Source organism: Comamonas sp. A23 (genome assembly GCF_004522605.1).
GTDB classification, from domain to species: Bacteria; Pseudomonadota; Gammaproteobacteria; order Burkholderiales; family Burkholderiaceae_C; genus Comamonas; species Comamonas thiooxydans.
Map to the genome: position 1 here is coordinate 112,059 of NZ_RSDT01000006.1, position 20,539 is coordinate 132,597.

At 59.4% G+C, this 20,539-nt stretch carries 20 protein-coding genes; 13 read left to right on the top strand and 7 right to left on the bottom strand.

The annotated features are described in order from the left end of the window. Positions 1-61: 61 nt before the first annotated feature. The 8 genes from EIC84_RS14985 (at position 62) to EIC84_RS15025 (ending at position 6,988) form a co-directional block, all read left to right on the top strand. Positions 62-367 (top strand): hypothetical protein, encoded by a 306-nt coding sequence (locus tag EIC84_RS14985; protein ID WP_003062867.1) that lies wholly within the window; start codon positions 62-64, stop codon positions 365-367. Between the two features lie 165 nt (positions 368-532). Then, positions 533-979, top strand: coding sequence for a universal stress protein (locus tag EIC84_RS14990; protein WP_003062865.1), 447 nt, complete (start codon positions 533-535; stop codon positions 977-979). A 195-nt stretch (positions 980-1,174) separates the two neighbouring features. Then, on the top strand, positions 1,175-2,653 hold the full coding sequence (locus EIC84_RS14995; protein ID WP_003062862.1) for an amidohydrolase family protein: 1,479 nt from the start codon (positions 1,175-1,177) through the stop codon (positions 2,651-2,653). Positions 2,654-2,662: 9 nt separating this feature from the next. Next, positions 2,663-3,424 carry a YfaZ family outer membrane protein gene (locus EIC84_RS15000; RefSeq protein WP_003062860.1) on the top strand — a complete coding sequence of 254 codons (762 nt, stop codon included), beginning with the start codon at positions 2,663-2,665 and terminating at the stop codon, positions 3,422-3,424. Positions 3,425-3,782: 358 nt separating this feature from the next. Then, on the top strand, positions 3,783-4,643 hold the full coding sequence (locus tag EIC84_RS15005) for a hypothetical protein (protein WP_003062859.1): 861 nt from the start codon (positions 3,783-3,785) through the stop codon (positions 4,641-4,643). A gap of 779 nt (positions 4,644-5,422) precedes the next feature. Continuing rightward, on the top strand, positions 5,423-5,770 hold the full coding sequence (locus tag EIC84_RS15015; protein WP_003062855.1) for a PRC-barrel domain-containing protein: 348 nt from the start codon (positions 5,423-5,425) through the stop codon (positions 5,768-5,770). A gap of 522 nt (positions 5,771-6,292) precedes the next feature. Then, on the top strand, positions 6,293-6,544 hold the full coding sequence (locus EIC84_RS25990) for a hypothetical protein (RefSeq protein ID WP_167599004.1): 252 nt from the start codon (positions 6,293-6,295) through the stop codon (positions 6,542-6,544). Positions 6,545-6,793: 249 nt separating this feature from the next. Next, a complete protein-coding gene (locus tag EIC84_RS15025; RefSeq protein WP_003053971.1) occupies positions 6,794-6,988 on the top strand; it encodes a hypothetical protein in 195 nt (64 codons plus the stop codon). A gap of 340 nt (positions 6,989-7,328) precedes the next feature. Here the strand turns inward: EIC84_RS15025 and EIC84_RS15030 are convergent, their stop codons facing one another. Together EIC84_RS15030 and EIC84_RS15035 are read right to left on the bottom strand one after the other, a co-directional pair. Beyond that, positions 7,329-7,709: a cupin domain-containing protein gene (locus EIC84_RS15030; RefSeq protein ID WP_034361542.1), complete on the bottom strand. Its 381-nt coding sequence runs from the start codon at positions 7,707-7,709 to the stop codon at positions 7,329-7,331. A 535-nt stretch (positions 7,710-8,244) separates the two neighbouring features. Then, positions 8,245-8,490 (bottom strand): DUF333 domain-containing protein, encoded by a 246-nt coding sequence (locus EIC84_RS15035; RefSeq protein ID WP_034361540.1) that lies wholly within the window; start codon positions 8,488-8,490, stop codon positions 8,245-8,247. A 320-nt stretch (positions 8,491-8,810) separates the two neighbouring features. Between EIC84_RS15035 and EIC84_RS15040 the strand changes: the two genes are divergently transcribed. Together EIC84_RS15040 and EIC84_RS15045 are read left to right on the top strand one after the other, a co-directional pair. Continuing rightward, positions 8,811-10,028 carry a GGDEF domain-containing protein gene (locus EIC84_RS15040; RefSeq protein WP_003062847.1) on the top strand — a complete coding sequence of 406 codons (1,218 nt, stop codon included), beginning with the start codon at positions 8,811-8,813 and terminating at the stop codon, positions 10,026-10,028. A 150-nt stretch (positions 10,029-10,178) separates the two neighbouring features. Further along, positions 10,179-10,958 carry a YoaK family protein gene (locus EIC84_RS15045; protein WP_003062845.1) on the top strand — a complete coding sequence of 260 codons (780 nt, stop codon included), beginning with the start codon at positions 10,179-10,181 and terminating at the stop codon, positions 10,956-10,958. A 14-nt stretch (positions 10,959-10,972) separates the two neighbouring features. Here EIC84_RS15045 and EIC84_RS15050 read toward each other — a convergent pair whose 3' ends face one another. Beyond that, the gene (locus EIC84_RS15050) at positions 10,973-12,139 is read right to left on the bottom strand and encodes a GGDEF domain-containing protein (protein WP_003062843.1); all 1,167 of its coding nucleotides are present in this window, start codon (positions 12,137-12,139) and stop codon (positions 10,973-10,975) included. Between the two features lie 159 nt (positions 12,140-12,298). Continuing rightward, the gene (locus EIC84_RS15055; RefSeq protein ID WP_050788932.1) at positions 12,299-13,675 is read right to left on the bottom strand and encodes a GGDEF domain-containing protein; all 1,377 of its coding nucleotides are present in this window, start codon (positions 13,673-13,675) and stop codon (positions 12,299-12,301) included. Positions 13,676-14,402: 727 nt separating this feature from the next. Here EIC84_RS15055 and EIC84_RS15060 point away from each other — a divergent pair. Beyond that, positions 14,403-15,422, top strand: coding sequence for a D-2-hydroxyacid dehydrogenase family protein (locus EIC84_RS15060; protein WP_003062839.1), 1,020 nt, complete (start codon positions 14,403-14,405; stop codon positions 15,420-15,422). Between the two features lie 29 nt (positions 15,423-15,451). On the opposite strand, the gene EIC84_RS15065 is transcribed toward EIC84_RS15060, so the two are convergent. Genes EIC84_RS15065 through EIC84_RS15075 form a run of 3 tightly spaced genes read right to left on the bottom strand, consistent with a single transcriptional unit; the run spans position 15,452 to position 18,305 of the window. Then, positions 15,452-16,258: a hypothetical protein gene (locus EIC84_RS15065; protein WP_003062837.1), complete on the bottom strand. Its 807-nt coding sequence runs from the start codon at positions 16,256-16,258 to the stop codon at positions 15,452-15,454. 3 nt (positions 16,259-16,261) lie between these two features. Further along, complete coding sequence (locus tag EIC84_RS15070; RefSeq protein ID WP_034361514.1) at positions 16,262-16,693, bottom strand: DNA polymerase III subunit chi; 432 nt, start codon at positions 16,691-16,693, stop codon at positions 16,262-16,264. A 52-nt stretch (positions 16,694-16,745) separates the two neighbouring features. Continuing rightward, positions 16,746-18,305, bottom strand: a complete 1,560-nt coding sequence (locus tag EIC84_RS15075; RefSeq protein ID WP_003062832.1) for a leucyl aminopeptidase — start codon at positions 18,303-18,305, stop codon at positions 16,746-16,748. Between the two features lie 23 nt (positions 18,306-18,328). Between EIC84_RS15075 and lptF the strand changes: the two genes are divergently transcribed. Both lptF and lptG read left to right on the top strand, forming a co-directional pair. After that, on the top strand, positions 18,329-19,438 hold the full coding sequence (gene lptF / locus EIC84_RS15080) for an LPS export ABC transporter permease LptF (RefSeq protein WP_003062830.1): 1,110 nt from the start codon (positions 18,329-18,331) through the stop codon (positions 19,436-19,438). After that, positions 19,435-20,538, top strand: coding sequence for an LPS export ABC transporter permease LptG (gene lptG, locus EIC84_RS15085; RefSeq protein ID WP_003062828.1), 1,104 nt, complete (start codon positions 19,435-19,437; stop codon positions 20,536-20,538). The genes lptF and lptG overlap by 4 nt, the downstream gene beginning before the upstream one ends. Position 20,539 lies beyond the last annotated feature (1 nt).

The window sequence follows — 20,539 nt, forward strand, 5'->3', positions numbered from 1 at the left end:
AGGCTGAGGCGCAAGTGCACCGCACTGCGTTCATGACCTTGATACAGGGCGATGCCGATAGATGAGCGCACAGCAGCCACCTGCCGAACCTGAATTACGGTCGCCCACCCTGCGCCATATACAGCCGATTGTGACCGAGCTGAGGCAGGCCTCCTTCGACAGCCTGCCATGGCGCATTGCCGACGGCGAGACCATCGGCTCGACCGATGCCCAACTGGCCAAACTGGCCAAACTGGCAACAGCCTACTCCCAGCACCGCGAGAGCCAGTCCAGCCTGCCGACCGGCAACAGCCGCAGAGCAGGCTGCGCAAGACCTTCGGAAAATCTACTTTTGATAGCTTTCAACGCTTTATGGATAAGGGCTTGAGGCGGTTTTTACTTGCAACCTCATGAATTTGATTTCCATCAAGAAACCGTCTGAATACTCATTTCAAGGTGTTGCATTAGCAGCCCTGGAGTGTGAGTATGAGTTCGGTGATCGATCGAATTGATTTGGCAACAAGACGCGCACCTATGCGCAAGGAGGCTGGATATGTTCAAGCACATTTTGATTCCTACGGACGGCTCTAAGCTCTCTGAGGCCGCGCTGCGCGCGGGCATACAACTGGCCAAGGAACAAGGCGCACAGGTGACGGCGCTGTATGTGATGCCGGATTACGCAGCCATGATTTACGGAGCCGAGGCGCTGATCGCCTACAACTCTGCAGAGTTCGACAAGAGCGCCCAGAAGGAAGCAGATCAGGTGTTGCAAGCTGCCCTGGACATTGCCAAGACCGAGGGCGTGGCCTGCCAGACGGTGCGGGTCACGAATATCTCCATCAATCAGGCCATCATCAAGCAGGCGCAGGAGGGTAACTGCGATCTGATCTGCATGGCATCACACGGCCGCAAGGGCATTGCCGGCATTTTGCTGGGCAGCGAGACCCAGCGCGTACTGGTCAACAGCAGCATTCCGGTTCTGGTGCACCGCCCGGTTTAAGCATGCTCGACTGCAGCGCAGCCACTTCCCGGCCGCTCTCATAATGCAAGCAACGCCCCATCGCCCTCGTGCGGTGGGGCGCTTTTTCATGGCCGATCGTCGTGTAGCATCGGTGCATCAAATTGTGAGCCTTTGGTTCCATTTGTCACGCCGGCAGCGGCGTCTCTTGTTCATTTTGAAAAAAGGGAAAAGCAGATGAGTCACGCAATCGCAACCGATGCCGGCCTGGCGTGGCAGACCGGCCCGATTCGCCCGAGAACCTGCACCTGCGGCAGCGTGGTGTGCCAGTTGCTGCATGAGCGGGTGATGAGCGATATGTCGCGCCGCATGTTTGTGGGCGGGGTGACGGCCATGATGGCGCCATTTGTGACCCTGCATGCTGCCGAGACAGGCGCGGGCGGGGCGGCCAGGCCGGCCGACCGCCCCGTGTTGCTGACCAATCTGCGCCTGTTTGACGGCACGGGCAAGTCGGTGCGCCGAGGCGTCCAGGTGCTGATCCAGGGCAAGCTGATTGCCGCCCTGCCCTCTGCCGGCGAGAAGGTGGAAGGTGCGCAAGTGATCGACTGCCAGGGCAAGCTGGTGATGCCGGGCATGATCGATACGCACTGGCACACCATGCTGGCAGCCATTCCGCAGATGACGGCCATGACGGCAGATCTGGGCTATCTGTATATCTCCGCCGCGCAGGAGGCACAGCGCACGCTGATGCGCGGCTTTACCTCGGTGCGCGACGCGGGCGGCCCCGCCTTTGCGCTCAAGCGCGCGATCGACGAGGGCATGATCCCGGGCCCGCGCATCTATCCCAGCGGGGCGATGATTTCTCAGACCTCGGGCCATGGCGACTTCCGCCTTCGCAGTGATATTCCGCGTGCAGCGAACGAGCCGCTGAGCATGGTGGAGCAAACCGGCGTGGCCATGATTGCGGATGGCGAGACCGAGGTTCTGCGCCGCGTGCGCGAGCAGTTGATGCTGGGGGCATCGCAAATCAAGATGCTGGCAGGCGGCGGCGTGGCATCGCTGTACGACCCGCTGGACAGCACCCAGTTCACCGAGAAGGAGTTGCGCGCCGGCGTGGAGGCCGCCGCAGACTGGAACACCTATGTGATGTCGCATGTTTACACCCCCAAAGGCATCAAGCGGGCCATCAAGGCGGGCGTAAAAAGCATCGAACACGGCCAGTTGGCCGACGAGGAAAGCGCGCGCATGATGCGCGACGAGGGCGTGTGGTGGAGCCTGCAGCCGTTTCTGCAGGACGAGGACGCCAACCCCTACACCGATGCAGTGCGCCGCGAGAGCCAGTCGCGCGTGGCCCAGGGCACGGTGCGCGCCTATGAGATGGCGCAGAAGTACGGCATCAAGACGGGCTGGGGCACGGACATTCTGTTCAGTCCCAAGGGCACGGTCACACAGGGCAAGCAACTGGCCAAACTGACGCGCTTTTACGACCCCATGACGCTGCTGAAGCAGGCCACGGGCACCAACGGCGAACTGCTGGCCCTGTCGGGCGAGCGCAACCCCTATCCCCAGCCGCTGGGCCGCATAGCCCCTGGCGCATTTGCCGATCTTCTGGTGGCCGATGGCGACCCGACGGTGAATCTGGACTTCCTGAGTAACCCGGAACAGAACCTGCGCCTGATCATGAAGGATGGCAAGGTTTACAAGAACACGCTGTAAGAGAGACAAATGACCCAGCACATCAACACCACTCCGGGTATGGCAGCGGCGGCGCTGGCCGTGAGCCTGCTGGCAGGCACGCCGGCCTGGGCACAGGACAAGACGGCAGCCGATGCATGGCGCTTTCAGCTCACGCCCTATGTATGGATGACGGGGCTGGACGGCAGCGTCCGCCCGTTCAGAGGAGCGCCAACGGTGAGCGTGAACAAATCGTTCTCGGACATTCTGGAGGACCTGGACGCTGCAGCCTTTGTGAACGGCACGGCACGCAAGGGACAATATGTGCTGCAGGGAGATTTCAGCTACGCCGCTACATCGGACAAGGCTGCCTTACCCTTAGGCCTGAGCGCAAATGCCAAGATTCGCCAGACCTCGCTGACGATGACCGGCGGGCACAACTGGATGCTGAGTCCGCAGTCGAGCGTTGACCTGATGGCGGGCCTGCGCCTATGGCAGATCAAGGCCGAAGTGAGTGTGCCAGGGGTGGGTTCGGCGCAGTCCAACACCTCGTTCGTCGACCCAGTGGTCGCCGCACGCTGGCGCTACGATATTGCGCCGCGCTGGTCCACCTTGGTGTATGCCGATATGGGTGGGCTGGATGTGGGCTCGAAGTTCACCTGGCAGGTGCACGGCTCGGTGAACTACCAAGTCAAGGAAAACATCTTTGTGTCCGTGGGCTACCGCCACCTGAGCGTGGACTACCGTGACGACGGCAAGCGACTGGACTTCAGCCAGAGCGGCCCGATCGTCGGAGCGACGTTCAGGTTCTGATCACCACCAGCGGATAGCCAACACCCAGCCCGTCAGACCTGCGGCTGCAACGCCGCATGCAGCAATGGCATAGGCGATGGCAATCGCTGCGGGCGAACCAGGCTGCGCCAGGCCCTCTATAGCACTGGATTACCTGGTGCGTGATCTCGCTCGGTTTCAGCGCATGGAGTCTCCTCAACCACCGGGGAGTCAGAGCCTGAAAACGCGCTCGAAGCACCACCACAGGACAAACCAGGGACGTGCGCACTCATTGCTGCAGCCTGCCTTTCCTTGCTCCATCAGCCGCCCGCGCCAGACGACAATGTCAAAGCAGCACCAACTGACCAAAACCAGAAATCCGACAGGCCACAAGACATCAATGAACCGCACCGAATTTCTGCAACAGCCCGAAGTCATTGGCTTTACCGACTGGCTTGCAGCCACACTCCCCCAGCGACAGATTCAGTTGAACATTCGCTCTTCCAGCTACGTACCCAAGGGCTTGATGGCCACCACCCGTTTTGCCGATCTGGTACCTCACCACTACCGCTGGCGGGCGACTGGCCTGGCAACGGGCGACTGGGCCGAGTCGTGCATCAAGACAAGCGCTCTTTCTGCCAAGCTGCGCGCTGCCGTGCAGGCCAACGATGCGACAGCCACCCTGGCCGCCTGTAGCGATGTGCTGGACTGGGGCGGCGAGCGCAACCCCAAAGAAGGCGCGCGGCCCTTTCTTGTGGGCCTTGGCACTAACATCAGCCACTACATTGCCCAGACCCACCAGGAAATGGCGCTTGGCTCGGCCAGCCTGCGCACTGGCTTTCCGACAGTGCAGCTCATGAACTCCATGCTCACCAAGGTGCACGCCTTTTATTCGGCAGAAGGCTTGCCCATCTATGACTCGCGGGTCAGTGCTGCAGCGGCTGCACTGGTGGAGTTTTGGCGCCGCAGTAGCGGCACGCGCCACCTGCCCGATACGCTGAGCTTCCCTCTGGCCGGCGGCAGCCAGAAGCCCCAGCACAAACTGGCTTGCCTGTTTGACCAGCCACCGTCGCCGGGCACCCTGCTCTACACCAGCCAAAGCACGCCCCAGCGCTGGGCTGGCGCCAAGGTACGGCTGGCCTGGGTAATGACCGAAACCCTGCGCAAGACCCCCAGCCTGTTTTCAGGCCAGCCCGATCGCATGCGCGCCATGGAAGCTTCACTCTTCATGGTGGGCTACGACCTGAACTGCCTGGCCTGAACAGAAAAACCCCTGCCAACCAGTAGCTGCAGGGGCTTTTCTCCGCACTCAGGAATCTGGATCAAATAAGCCTCCAGCGCTTATCCACCAAACGCCGGAAGCTATCAAAACAGCTAGCTCTGGGAAAAGCCAATGGGCCTGCCGAATGCGGACAAGGGCAAAGTGGCTAGGCTGACTGGAATCACCGCAGCGCCCTCCACCAAGGCATAAGGCCAGCCGGTGGACCCGATCCAGGGTACTGCGGTTGGAACGACTTGCATCAGGGCAGCAGAAACCGCAACCCTGAATGGGCCCGGAACCCACCATATCCTGCTGCCTGTCCTGATGAATACTGTGAGGAATATCGAGAGTTCCGCCTCAAACGTAAACCAAATGCTACGTAATGGCCGTGAATTCACAAAATTCAGCGTTGCGCCACGTTCTCCTACAGAAGGGTTTTCCATGACTCGGCGACCATGCACCCACAGCAAGCCAACCCGGTTTGCTGGTCACCAACCTGAAGGAGTGAAGGACATGACGCAACAAGCGAACCAGCAACACAGCCCAAGCCAACAGGACAAGCAGCAACAGCAGCAGCAAAACCCTGGGCAACGCCAACCAGGCCAGAACACCAGCCAACCCGGCCAGCAGCAACAGCAAACCCCAGGACAGCAGAAGACCCCTGCTCAGCAACAGCAACCCGGGCAACAGCACAAAACGCCCCAGCAGTGAATGTGAGCGCCTCAGCGCTGGCCCACCTTGCCAGCGTTGTTCTGTACCACGCAAAGAAAGGAGCAGGAATGCAACCAGCCTCACCTGTCATCTCATCCGATCGTGTCAACGGCACCAGCGTCTACAACCCCAACGGCGACAAACTGGGGGCTATCGACTCACTGATGATCGACAAGCTCACCGGCAAGATTCGATATGCAGTGATGCAGTTTGGCGGTTTCCTGGGCATCGGCTCAGATCTCTACCCACTGCCGTGGGATAGCCTCAAATACGAACCCAGCCAAGGCGGGTACGTGGTTTCTGTCACCAAGGAACGGCTTGAAAACGCCCCTCGCTACGAGGGAGGCACATTGCCTGAATACACCGACGACTACGGCCGCCGTGTTTATGACCACTACGGTGTGCCCTTTGTCTAACCCCGGCACGCAACCACACATGCGCTAGCGCCCAAACTCAAGAAGAACCGCAGGCCGGTCGGCGCCGGCCGCCAACCAGTTGGAGTTCAGCCCACCTCGCGGTCGGCTTTTTTTGCGCGGAGATTTTCAAATGTAGCCTCCTGGCCCCGCGGGCCTTAAGCGCGACCTCTCCCCGCAGGGTCAAGCGGGGCCATCTGGTGTGATGGTTCCCGGTACAAGGTATTGCTCAAAATCGAGGCCTGAAATACGCTTTACCAATACCGTGGTGCACAAGCCGTGAGCTGCGGTCTGAGCGGTCACACCAGATGGTGATGATATCCATTGCTTTCTGCCGAGCCTGAGGTTCTCTACCCTCCCTCTGCTTCCCCAGGCACGCCGCAAGGCATCGGCCTTTACACGCAAGCCCACCAGCCAACGCCGGTGGGCTTTTTCTTTGCCGGTAGACGCTCAGTGCAGCCACGCAACACATGAGGTCGATGTCTGTTGACGCGCTGTACAGGGGAAATTTAAACTACTGTACAAATGAACAGCACTGATAAAAATAACAGTAAAATTCAAGGCAACAGCTTGCTGCGCCAGAGCGCGAAGCGCATTCACTCCACCATACCTTTGTTGGTTTCGCCTGCTCTCAAGAGCGCTGGTCTTTTTTATCCGACCCCGCCCATCCAGCGGGCCTGCTTCTCGCCAAAAGGAGACTCCATGCTGTACAGCACCGTTCCTCAACCCGTTGATGAAGACCTCGTGCAGCGCCTGCGCGAGAAGGGAGGCCTGTGAAATGGCCACACATCCCCACCGCCCTGCTCGCGCTGCTCCTGACAGTCCTGCTCTTGATCGCCCCGGCCTTGGAACAAGGCTACTGACCGCCGTGCAATGGGGCCTCAGCCTCCTGGGGATCTTTTGCCTCATCGGCGTGGCGGTCGTCATTGCCACCACCCCGGAAGCCTGGCCGCTGTGAACGGTCGACCTCATCGATTTTGATAACCACAGGCGTTTTCCTGACAAGCGCCAGACCGGAGAAATATCATGGAAAAGATCATCGAATCCCTGATCCTCGTCGCCGCCATCTTCATGGGCGTACTGTGGCTTGCCACCCCCAACGCCCAGGCAGACGAACCCACCACCCTCACCAAATCCGTGCGCGACGAGTTCGCCTGCCCGGGCATGCACGCCGAATGGCTGGACGCCCACACCGTCCAGTGCCTGCGTGAAAAGCCCTGATCTACCGTCCCGCTGCCCCCCGCGAACAGCCCATGCCCCATCGACACCGTACGGCAACGGCAACAGCTCCAGCACCACGACAGCCAACACAGCCGGCTGCTGCCTGCTATGGAAAGCAAGACTGCTAGTTCAATCCAGACGATGCCATCAGCTGCAGCACACCTTCAAATGCAGATAGGGCGGGCGCAACGCAATCGCCAATTCAGAAGCTCGGAAGCGCCCGCCAAGCAGACAAAAGCCCGCAAGGTTCCAGACCTAGCAGGCTTTTTTGCCAAGTGGTTGGCATGTACTACCGCTACCTCAATCTGCTATGGCAAGCCCGCAAGCACTTGCGCGAGCGTTACTCGGAAGGTTTTGCGTAGACCTCTGCACTCAGCACCTCAAGGCCGACAAAGGGTTCAGTCCCTTCGACCCAGGCATCGTGACCGGGTGGGATGGCGTAGGACTCCCCTGCGCTGAGCATTTTCTGAGAGCCGTCCTGCATTTGAACGGTGAGCTTTCCCGAAACAACGTGCCCCACATGCGAGAGCTGGCAGTAGTCGGTCTTCACCACGGGCTTGATGCATTCGGACCAGCGCCATCCGGGCTCAAAGTTGAACCGTCCAATCGTGTAGCCCTGAAGCTTTACGAGCTCCACGCGAGTTTTGCTAGGTGTGCGAAGTTCATCAGGCTCGCTGTGTGACCTGACTTCTAGCTTCTCAACGCTGACTGGAGTGGCCATGATTTTCTCCTTCATAAGAGCTGCACCTCGAGCCCCCAAGGAATTCTTCAGGCATAGCTGGTGAGCCGAAGGACAGATGAAAAAACTTATCACTACGTCATTCGCATGGCATTGCCAGGAGCGCTTATCAGTTACCAATTGCTGCATATGGCACGACACCACCTGCGCCGCCCGATCCACGGCTGACAGCAAAAAGCATGCTTTGCCATACAGGGGGAGCAACGCAGCCCATCTAACGCGCCACAAGTTCGCACAGATTTTTCAGATTTGCATACAGCAAGCAGATCGAATGCAGCTGCACCAAGAACGGAATGACTTCCGAAACGGCGCGGTGCTGACTGTTTTGGGCACAGCCAATGCCTTACAAATTGGTCAAGCTGGCTGAACTGTCCAGATCCTACCCACCCAGCTTGCGCCGTTTTCTATTCACGGAGGCTCGCCCCCTTGATTTCAGCGAGGTACATGCACGCGTCATCCACCGCGCACCAAGCGCCTACTAGCACTTGAGCCCACCGACGCCAAGACTACGGCTCGGTTACTTTGCAGGGTGGTCGCGGCGGAACAGCTCCCACTCGTCGATTTCCGTGCCGTTAGGCAGCACGCAGATGCCGCGCTCTCCGGCAGTGGTCTTCTCGATGCGGGTCTTGCCGCCCAGCTTGGCGCAGTACACCGATGCGGGGTTGGCCATGCCGATCACAGGCGCAGCGGACTGAGTCTGGGCACAACCGCTGATGGCCAGTGCAGAAAGTACTGCGCTGGTGGTTCCAAGTGCTTTTTTCATGGGCTCAATGTAGCAAATGCCGCCTTTTTCATTGAGCCGCAAAAAATCCTGACTCACATCAATCTCTCATCTCCTTCATACATATGGGCTAAGGGTTGGCACCGACGATGTTGGCGGCACTCTGTCAGCCAATGTCACTTTTAGTTATTTCACCTCCAAAAGAGGAAAAGTGAACTGTCAGAAATCGCAAGAAGTTGTTAATTTGTGATCCGGAAGATGAGCGGCTGACACATTAATGGCCGCCTTGGCATTTAGATTTGACTAGAGATATGGCCAGTCTGGCCTGTCTGTTGGTGATCACTAGCAGAAGGGCTGTGTGTATGCATACGAGCAACGACCACATCTTTGTGTTGATGCCATCTCTGTCCCTGCTCTTCCTGGCCGGCCTGCTGGGAGTGTGCTGGGCGACCCAGCCCAAGCAACGCTTTCTACTCTGGCTGTGCGCCTCTTTCCTACTAACCGCAATGTCCATCAGCATTCGCAGCGTGCTGAAGTTTGAAGTCCTCAATCACTATGTGGTTCTCGTCAACGCACTGTTTCTGGCGGGAGCTTGGTGTTTTTCCAAGAGCTTTTCAGAGCGTCGGTGCGTACCCACATATCCGCTTGCAGCCCTTGTCTTGTGTGCCGCGACGCTGGCCTCGCTCTACTATTTCGCCAACGTGGCACAGAACCAGGTGGGTAGGCTGCACACATTCGGTATAGGTGTAGCTCTGATGCTCTTGCTGCCAGTGCCGGCAGTTCTCAAACGAGGCCTTACCAACGACTGGTTGGATAGGATTTTGCTGTGGTCCTATATGTTTTATGCCGTCTTTACCATGCTGCGCCCGACGCTGGTCGCGACTTTCGCGCATAACGGTCTCGGCGATGCCATGGATGCCAACTCAACCTATTGGTTGACAACGCTGATGAGTATTTTGCTTTTTGCATTGCTCTTCACGGTTTTAGTCTGTGCAGTCACCATCAGGGACACAGTCCGTCAACTGCGCACTGAACGCGACCTGGATGCTCTGACCCAGATACTGAATCGCCGCGCATTCAGTGAAGCCGCACAGCATCGCCTGGCCGACCAACGCCTATATCCCATGGCGCTTCTGGCCAGTGATATTGATCATTTCAAACGCATCAACGACAACTGGGGGCATGACAAAGGTGACGAGGTCTTGCAGCTTGTCGCCAGAGCGATGCAGCACAATGTGCGCAGCAATGATCTGGTTGCACGCTTCGGCGGTGAAGAGTTTATGGTTCTGCTGACAAAGATCGATTTGCAAGGTGCCGAGCAAGTCGCCAAGCGCATTGGCCTGGAGTTGAGAAATGACCAGGAGCTATTGCCGAAAGGGCCAGCCCTGACGCTGAGCTTTGGCATCACTTCAATCAGCAATGCCGACCAGCTTGAAGGTGCACTGAGGCAAGCCGACCAGTTGCTGTACAGCGCCAAAAATGCTGGCCGAGACCGCGTTCATGTGGAAGGCCGCACTTACCCAGACATCAGCTTTGAACACACCTTACCGGCAGACCACCCCATGGCATTGCTGATGTAAGCCGGTGAATTCGCTGACCAATGCCATCACGCACCAGGCAGCTCACGTATCCAAGTTGGCCCACAATGATTCCTGCATGGTCGCTGGCAAACCAATTTGCCAGCATTGATGCACCCCGTCATGGGTGCACTTTTGTCAGTGGAATCCTTGATGCGCAGACTTCGCCATCTCACCAACCGGCATCGCACGCCGTCCACCAATGTCGCCCTGGGTCTGCTGCTGGCCTTTAACGCAGGCGCGGTCAACGCTGGCGGCTTTCTTGTGCTGCGGATGTATACCTCGCACATGACGGGCTTTGCCTCTCAACTGGCTGACGGCCTGGTGCTTGAGAACGCCAAGCTGCTGCTGAATGCGCTTGGTGCCATCATCGCCTTTACAACAGGCGCGGCCGTCTGCGCGTTGCTGGTGAACTGGGGGCGCAAACGCCATCTGTACAGCGTCTATGCCCTGCCGCTGATGCTGGAGGCCGTCATGCTGATTGCCTTCGGCCTGATGGGCACAGTCACCTTGACCTGGAACACTCCCTTCGCAGTGCCGCTGACCGTTCTGCTGCTGTCCTTCATGATGGGTTTGCAGAATGCCGTGGGTTCCAAGACATCCGGCGGCAGCACTCGCACCACGCACATGACCGGCAATTTCACGGATCTGGGCATGGAACTGGGCAAGATGTTCTTCTGGAAGCGCCACGCCAACGCCAGCCTTCAACTGTCGCCCCTGGTTCGGCATGACTGGCGCCGTATGAAGGTGTCCGCAGGGCTGATCTTGATGTTTGTGCTGGGCGGCATTACCGGTGCACTGGGCTTCAAGCATATCGGCTTCATCTGCGTGGTTCCGCTGGCCGCTCTTTTGCTTGTACTGTCCGTGCCGCCATTTATGCGCGATGCAGCGCAGTCCGCCGAGCGGCCGTCACTCTTCAGCAAGAAGAGCTGAGTGCATCCGGTATCTCACGCCGCTGCCGCGACGTCCCCGGGTCCATGCACGACGACCTGATCGCGCCCAAGCTCCTTGGCCTTGTAGAGTTGCTGGTCAGCCCTCATTAGGGCTTCGCGCAGATCGCTGCCGAATGGACTGACAACGACACCCATGCTCAAGGTCACGCGCTGACCATCGGGCAATGGCGCAATGATCTCGACCGCTCCGGCACGAATACGCTGCGCCACACGTTGTGCAGTCTCAATGTCGGCATGGGTCAACAGCAGCACAAATTCTTCGCCTCCAAAGCGAGCCACCAGGTCGGTTCCACGGACACTTGCCTGTATGACTTCCGCGACGGCCTTGAGTACTCCGTCTCCATATTCGTGCCCCCAGTTGTCGTTGACCCGCTTGAAGTGATCCAGATCCGCCACCACGATGGAAAGCGGTTGCGCTTTTCGATCCCGGGCCAGCGGGTCTGCAAGCTCCCAGAAGCCGCGACGATTCAACACGCGAGTCAGCATGTCGTGATTGCGCTCGTCTCTGAGTGTGGCCATTGCATCCCTCATCGAAACGATGAGCATGAGGCCCGAGAACACCAGGCTGAACAATAGCGAGCCCAGCATGGTGACCAACCAGTAAATGGAGCTGAGCATGTCCTGGAGCTCAGTGAATCCCAGAAACAGCACCATGATGGGCCTGAGCACTGTATAGATCGCAAAGGCCCCATAGGACCGGTAAAGCAGCTTTTCCAGCCCGTCACGTCTGACTTTTTTTAGCGCAATGGCAGGAAACGGTATGAAGTGAATGATGCCAAGCCCTGTGTTCAGCCAGAGCACGCGCGCAGCAATGTTGTCCTGCACGATGCTGTACTCGTAAAGAGCAGCAACCACGATGATCGATACCAGGGCCGAGATCTTGGGATATGAGGAGACGGAAAACTTTTGAGCGACGCCCCAGGTACAGAGCCAGGCACCAAGCAGATAAATGGGCCCGGTGTAAACAGCCCACCGAACCAGTTGTCCGTGAGGTGTCAAGCACTGCCAACCCAAGGCAAGCCCCGTAAGTGTCAACCCACAAGCCGTCGAGAGCAGAAACACTGAGCGGCGCTGTGCAAGCCAGCAAAAAGCCATGAGTGCGCCCAGTGCCGTTATGCATACCGGCGCGACCAACAAGTACAGCTGCAAATTGCTAGGCATGAATCAGCCGATCAGTAAAGCTCATTCGCGCGGCTACACATTGGTGGCTACCCATGCTCTGAGGTTAGGAAGAAGGAGTCCGTTTGATCAGTGGACTGTTGAATTCGGGGCGATGTTAGCAAGTGTCCAAAAGCCGAGAAATCGATTTCCCGACAAATATCAGTTACCGGCTCCGGTCCGCGGGACGGGCCAGGCGTCACGAGAGCCATCCCTGCTGCGCTCGAGTTCGTCGCCCCGGCCCGGATAGCGAGCCCTCCGGACCTGATTGCGGCCCGAACTCTTGGCCCGGTACAAGGCCATGTCGGTGCGGCGCAGCAATTGCGCAGAGGCTTCACCGGCCTGCCAGCTGCCCACGCCGAACGACATGGTGATGGTTCCTGCCGCCGCGTAGCTGTGCGATGCGATGCTGCGGCGCAGCCGCTCGGCCAGCTCCAGGGCCGCCTGCAGGCCGACGCCCGGTACGATGATCAGGAACTCCTCGCCACCCCAGCGCGCAACATGCTCCGAAGACCGTACGGTGCTCCTGAGGACTTTTGCGATCTGCTGCAGAACCTGGTCGCCGGCCTCATGGCCGAACTGATCGTTGACCTGCTTGAACAGATCGACGTCGCACATGATCAGTGCATAGGGAACGCCTTGACGCTCGGCAATTCGCTGGCAATTTTCCAGCTCATAACTTCCGGCACTGCGGTTGGGCAAGCCGGTCAGATCATCCCGGTAGGCCCGTACCAGCAGTTCCTGTTCACGCTGAACCAGGTCGCTGATGTCTTTGGAAATGCTCACATAGTGCGTTATCCGGTGACTGGCATCGCGCAGCGCCGAAATGCTCTGGGCAGCATGGTAGAGCTCGCCATCCTTGCGCCGATTGATGAAAGTCCGGCTGAAGTTTTCCCCGCGCACCAAGGCGTCGCGCAACTCGGCATAAAACTGTGCCGTATGTGAGCCGGACTGCAGCATGGCCGGCGTGCGGCCCATTACTTCGGCTGCGCAATAACCCGTCTGATGCTCAAAAGCATGATTGACAAACACGAGATAGCCATTGCGATCGGTAATGAATACCGGCGCATTGGCCGAGTTCAATGCCTGGATCATCAAATCCCGCTGCCTTTCGCTTTCCACCTGCCGCGTCACATCCTGCTGCACGGATACAAAATGCGTGATCTTCCCGTCTACATCCCGCACGGCAGAGATATTCCAGGACACATGGTATGGCGTTCCATCCTTGCGGTAGTTGACTGCGCTACCTTGAAAAAAACGACCCTCGGCAAGGCATTGGCGCAATTGCTCAATCACCTGCTGATCCGTCTCGGGGCCCTGCAATATACGCGGAGACCGGCCCAGCAGCTCCTCTGTGGCGTAACCGGTCATGCTGGTAAATGCCTTGTTGCAATAGCTAATGAACGGGCCACCGCCAGCCATTTCGGCATCGGTTATCACCACGGCATTAAATGCCTGGGCCACAGCCACCTCAAGCAGTTGCGGTTGGGTATCCAGGCGAGAATCAGAAAGTGACGAAATATAACTATTCTTCTCCATCGCCACATTCTCACCTTGATTGGGAACGCTGCGACACATTATTTTCTGACCGCCCCTGACACCCGCACAGTCATCGATATCCGCGCCGGTATTGAGCAAGCGGCCGGCAGAGATGTTAATGATTGGACATATATGAAATGCTTGACAAACTTTTTACCCATATGGACCGGTTTGCGAACCGGTTTGCATTTGGCAGCGCACCGAAAATGACCGCCTGGTCAACAGACCGGAGGCGCAAACCTTTGGCCTCTGAATCAGGCAGAAGATATTACAAAGCTGCTGCACATCGGGCAGGCTCGAACGGTCGGGGCTGAAGCAGCCAAGCCGCAGATGCCACGAGTGCCCGGCAGCCCGGCATTTGCGGATCGTGTTGCCTCGATGCGCTGACGCACCGGTCGTCTGCGTACCAGCTCAGACATACCGGTAAACCCCAGTTTTACCGGTCACAGCCACTGCAAGCCACGGACCGTCTCCGGCCTGGATCACAATGGCATCCGCAACCCGGAGCTTCTTGGGGCATGGTCATCAAGCGCCTGCAAATGCCATGCGTCAGCCTGGCTTTCAGAACCGGTGCCAAACCTGAGCTAAGCTCTGGTATATGTAGGGTGTGCACGCAGGGAATCTGGTGGCGTCGATTTGGCGTAAGTTTTCACGAGAGCAATCCTAAGCCTTTGATCGCATTGAATTTCATTCAATAAACTCAGCCACTTACTTAAGGATGCCAGTGGTGAACATCGTTATCCTGGACGATTACCAAGACGCGGTTCGCAAGCTCGATTGCGCCAAGCTGCTCGATGCCTTCAACGCCAAGGTCTACACCAACACCATCAAGGGTGTGGGACAGCTATCAGTCCGGCTGCGCGATGCGGATGTCATCGTCCTGATTCGCGAGCGCACCCAGATCTCGCGCCAGCTGCTCGATAAACTGCCCCGGCTCAAGCTGATTGCCCAGACGGGCAAGGCGGGCGCGCATATCGATGTGCAGGCCTGCAGCGAGCGTGGCGTGGCGATCGCGGAAGGCGTGGGCTCTCCGATTGCGCCGGCAGAGCTGACCTGGTCGCTGATCATGTCGGCCATGCGCCGTCTGCCGCAGTACATCGCCAATCTCAAACATGGTGCCTGGCAACAGTCGGGACTCAAGGCGGCATCCATGCCGCCCAACTTCGGGTTGGGCAGCGTGCTGCGCGGACGCATGCTGGGTATCTGGGGCTACGGCCGCATCGGGCAGCTGCTGGCGGGCTATGGCAAGGCCTTTGGCATGCAGGTCTGTGTCTGGGGCAGCGAAGCCTCGCGCCGCAAAGCCGAGGCCGACGGCTATCTGAGCGCCCCCTCCAAGGAAGCCTTTTTCGAGCAATGCGATGTGTTGTCGCTGCATCTGCGCCTGCACGACGCGACGCGGGGCATCGTGACGGCACAGGATCTGGCGCGGATGAAGCCGACCGCCCTGTTCGTCAACACCTCGCGCGCCGAGCTGGTGGAGCCCGAAGCCTTGCTCTGCGCCCTGAACCGCGGCCGCCCCGGCCTGGCCGCCATCGATGTCTTCGAAAGCGAGCCGATACTGCAAGGCCATGCCCTGCTGAGGCTGGAGAACTGCATATGCACACCCCATATCGGCTATGTGGAACAGGACAGCTATGAGCTGTATTTCCGCGCGGCGTTCGAGAACGTGGTGAACTTTGCCAACGGTCAGCCCAGCAATATTCTGAACCCCGAGGTTTTCAACGGTCCGCTGCGCCTGAACCGCTAGGCTGGGATGCCGCGGCCAGCGGCTATCGGCTATTGCCGGGTCTGCTGTGCAAGCTCGGCCTCCACGGCTTCGTAGACCGATTGACGCACCACGGTCTCCACTTCTTCACGCAGGCGCAGCACCATGGATCGGGTCTGTGCTTCCACAACCTGAGCTATTGCTTCCTTGAGCTTCTGCTCCAGAACCAGATCCACCCGCTGCATGAGTCTGTGGACCAGATACTCTTCGGTCACCACGGCACCGTGCGCATCCAGTGCCTGCTGCAGGCCGGCTGCCCCAAAGACCGGGGCGGGTTCAACAGCCTGCTCCACATCTTGTGCCTGGACGAGTGGCTCGGCGGCTTCCTCATCGAGTGCCTCAGACCCGGGTTGAAGCTCTTCACCCTGGGGTTGGCCAGCGTCCGTAACGGATGGCTGCTCCGCCTGGTCTGCGGGCGGAAATGCCTCCACGAGTTCGGCAGTTACCAACTCAGTCTCAGGCTCCACCTGCCTGGCCGATATTGCGTCTACCACCTCCCCAGTCATGCTCTGCGCAAATGACTGCTGCGGCGGCAAGGATTCAGGCAAAGGGGGCAGTTGATGCGGAATACCTGCAGGCCGGCCGCGGCCGTAGAGACCATCCGCCAGCCATGAGGTGTGAAACGACGGCCTCGCCAGAGGGACAACGCTGTCTCCCAGCGTCCGCGGGCCTAGCACCTGCTGCGCAGCTCCCTGAGACTGCTCCGGCGGCACCGGCTGAGCGCTGTCCGCAGTGTCTTCAAGCGCGGCAGCTTCGGGCTGAACCACCTCGGTCAGGGTGGGGACGAAGCGTGGCGGAACTTTGGATGAGGAGTTCATGACCTAGCCCTTGAGATTCAGATCGTGCCGGACGATGGAAAAACCACGCGCTGCATAGTCGCGCCAGCGGGCACGCGCATCCTGGCGATCCATCTCATCGCCGGAAGAAACGATTTCCACCACGCGCGCGAAGCGCTCAAACCCCGACGGCACCTGCGGCGTGAGATTGACCAGGACATCGTAATGAGGCAAGTCCTGCAGGTGTTCGGCCAGGATGACGGGAGAAGCAGCAAGCATCCGCGCTCCATCCGACTCGCAAGCATGCGCGAGAAAATCCGTGGCCGACACGCTCCACAAACGGGGCGAAAGCCGGCTCAGCGCAGCTCCATCCCCCAGAACCACGATACGCGCACCATGACGCAGAGCCTTGCGTGCGAATCGGCACACATAGCCCAGCTTGTCTGGTGCATTGAAATGAAAGGCAATTTCTGTCACAACTCTTGGCGGCAGATGCTGCCTGAAACCAGGCCGCATCTGCCGACTTTTCTTAAGCCGAAGCCTTGGCAGTCACACGCGTGCGGCGCGAAGCCGCAGGTTTGGCAGCACTCTTGCGAGCCACCGGGGTCCTGGCAGCAGTCGCTGCTGCAGCGGCAACCCGGCCTTCCTGACCCAGCAGATATTGCACCAGCAGGCCTACGGGGCGACCCGTAGCTCCCTTGGTAGCACCGCTCTTCCAGGCAGTACCGGCGATATCCAGATGTGCCCAGGGAATATCGCCCACAAATTTCTGCAGGAACTTGGCGGCCGTCACCGCACCTGCGGCGCGCCCTGCCACGTTGCCCATGTCCGCAAAATTGCTCTTGAGACCATCGGCGTACTCATCGTCCAGAGGCATGCGCCAGCAAGGATCAAGCGCAACATCGCCAGCGGCCTGCAACGCGGCTGCCAGCTCGTCGCTGGTCGAGAACAGGCCGCTGCGCAAACCGCCCAGGGCGATCACGCAAGCGCCAGTCAGCGTGGCCATATCGACCAGCGCAGAGGGCTTGAAACGCGCTGCGTAATGCAGCACATCGCACAGCACCAGGCGACCTTCTGCGTCCGTGTTGAGGATCTCGATGGTCTGACCGCTCATGCTGGTCACCACATCGCCGGGCTTGATGGCTGCACCGTCGGGCATGTTCTCGCATGCAGGAATCAGGCCCACGACATTGATGGCCGGCTGCAGCTTGGCCAGCGCCTGGAACACGCCCAGCACGCTGGCAGCACCGCCCATGTCGAACTTCATCTCGTCCATCTCGGCTGCAGGCTTGAGCGATATGCCGCCGGTGTCAAAAGTGATGCCCTTGCCCACCAGCACGATGGGGGCCACGCTCTTGGCCGCACCGTTGTAGTGCAATTCGATGAAGCGCAGGGGTTCGCGCGAGCCCTGGGCCACCGCCATGAAAGCACCCATGCCCAGCTTGGCCACATCGGCAGGGCCGTGAATCTTGCAGCTCATGCGTGCTGCCTTGGCAATGCTCTTGGCAGCATTGGCCAGCATGGTGGGCGTTGCATGGTTGGCCGGGCGGTTGGCCCATTCGCGGGCCATGGCCACGCCCTCCTGCTGCGCCACTGCGGTATTGAAAGCAGCGGTAACAGCAGCCGTCTTGGACGATACGCCCAGCACGAGCTTGGTCAGCGCAACGGGCTTGGCCTGGGATTTGGTGTGGGTATAGAGGTAGGTCGCATCGGCAACCGCCTGCACGGCAGCCGCTACAGCCTGGGCATCGGCATCAAAGGCAAAGCTCACAACGGCCTTGGCAATGCCTTCGGTCTTGAGCACCGCGCCGCAGCCAGCCAAGGCATTGCGCACGTCCTTGGGAGTACCAGCTCCCACGCCCAGCAGCACCACACGACGTGCGGCAATGGCGGGCACTTGGTACAAAGGCAATTGCTTGCCGCAAGACAGGGCAAAATCACCCTGCTTCACCGCATGAGCCACCATGGCTCCGATGGCGTCGCTGCCGAATGTGCCCGATGCTGCCTGTTCAGAAACAAGCACCAACAGCAAATCACATTTTTCGCGCGCTGCAGCGGCAGCGGTCAGAGCCTTCAGTTCAAAGTTCATAATCGGTGTTTTCCTTTTAGCCAATGTTATTCGATTCATCCATACGCAAAGAGCTGGCCCGCAGCTTTGGTGCGACGGCCGTGGTTCTGATCACTGTGGTGATGACCATGATGCTGATCCGCACCCTGGGTCAGGCTTACAAGGGCAGTGTCAGCCCTTCCGACGTGATGCTGGTCATGGGTTTCACCGTGCTCGGGCAACTCCCGACCATTCTGGGCCTGAGCCTGTTTGTCGCCATTGTGGGATCTCTTTCCCGCATGTACCGCGACAGCGAGATGGTCATCTGGTTTGCCGCCGGCCAGGGCCTGGCCAGTCTGCTCAAGCCCTTGCTGCGCTTTGCCTGGCCGGTGATTCTCATCACCGCCGTCCTGGCCCTCGGCGTGCTGCCCTGGTCCTATCAGCAAATCGAGCAGATCAAGACCCAGTTCCAGCAGCGCAGCGACTTGGATCGCATCGCGCCCGGCGAGTTCCAGGAATCGGCGGGCGGCACACGCGTGTTCTTCGTCGACAAGGATTCCCCTTCCGACATGGCGGCCAGCAATGTCTTCGTGGTCTCGCGCGACCCCGGCAAGGAGTCCGTGACCTCCGCCAAGGGCGCGCATCTGGCCGTCATCAAGGGCCAGCGCATGGTGATTCTGGAGGACGGCCAGCGCATGGAGACGCGCAGCGACGACGGCTCGGTGCGCATCACCGAATTCAAGGAATACGGCGTCCAGGTCGACAACGACAACCCCGTCACCATCGAGGAAATGGCGGCGCGCAGCATGCCCACCAAGGACTTGATCGGCAAGGACGAGCCGATCGCCCGCTCCGTGCTGGCATGGCGCCTGGGCCTGCCCTTTGCCGCACTGAATTTTGTCATTCTGGGCCTAGCCATCTCCAGCGTGAACCCGCGTGCGGGCAATAGCAGCAGCCTGATGATCGCCCTCTTCGCATTTATCGTTTACTACAACCTCATGACCCTGGGCGAGAGCTGGGTCAGCGCCAACAAGATAGGCATGTGGGGCATTCTGGGCCTGCTGCATGGAAGCATCCTGATCGTCAGCGTGCTGGTACTGCTGGCGCGCCACTTCCGCTGGTCACCGCGTGACCTGCTGCGGCGCTCGGGCAAGCGTCAGGAGAGCGCACGATGAAAGTTCTGCGCAACCTGATCTATCGCGAAGTCATACAGGCCGTTCTGTACGTCTCGCTGGCCTTTCTGGCGCTGTTCTTCTTTTTTGATCTGGTCGACGAGATGCGCTGGGTGGGTAGCGGCAATGCCGGCTACACCGCCACGCGCGCGCTGCTGTTCGTGACTCTGTCCATTCCGGGCCACCTCTACGAGCTGATGCCGATTGCCGTGCTGATCGGCGCCATCTTCGTGATGGCAAAATTCGCCCAGAGCTCGGAATTCACCATCATGCGCACCAGCGGCATGGGACCCTGGCTGGCGCTGCGCACGCTGCTGGTACTGGGTATGAGCTTTGTAGTTCTCACCGTGCTGGTCGGTGACTATATTGCGCCTGCTGCCGACAACTTCAGCCAGAAATTGCGCGTGGTCGCCAAGGGGCAGATCTCCCGGGGCGCGACAGGCGCCTGGCTCAAGGAAAAACAGGGCAATCACTCGGTCGCCATCAATGTCGGTGCCGTCAAGGCCCCGGGAGATTTCGTCAACGTGCGCATTTTTGAATTCGACAGCAAGGGCCGCATCGCTGCGCAGATCAACGCTCAGTCTGCCCAGGTCGATGAAGACAAGGAGCTGTGGACCTTGAAGGGTGTGCAGGGCAGCAAGGTCGCTCAAGAGGGCGATGTCACCAAGCTCAGCCGAATCAGCGAAGCCAGCATGAACTGGCCAACCAAGGTCACTGCGGCCATGGTCTCGGGCGCGCTGCTCAAGCCCGATCGCATGACCACGATTGCACTGTTCCAGTTCGTACGCCACCTGCAGGACAACGGCCAGGCGGCGCAGAAGTACGAAATCGAGTTCTGGCGCAAGGTCTTCTACCCGCTGAGCTGCCTGGTGATGGTGGTTCTCGCCCTGCCTTTTGCCTATCTGCATTTCCGCTCGGGCGGCATCACGGCCTATGTGTTTGGCGGGGTGATGGCCGGCATCAGCTTCTTCCTGCTCAACAACGTGTTCGGCTATATCGGCACCCTGCAGTCCTGGTGGCCCTGGCTGGCCGCCGCGGCGCCGGGCCTGCTCTATACCGCGCTATCGCTCTCGGCCTTTGGCTGGCTGGTACTGAGGCGCTAGG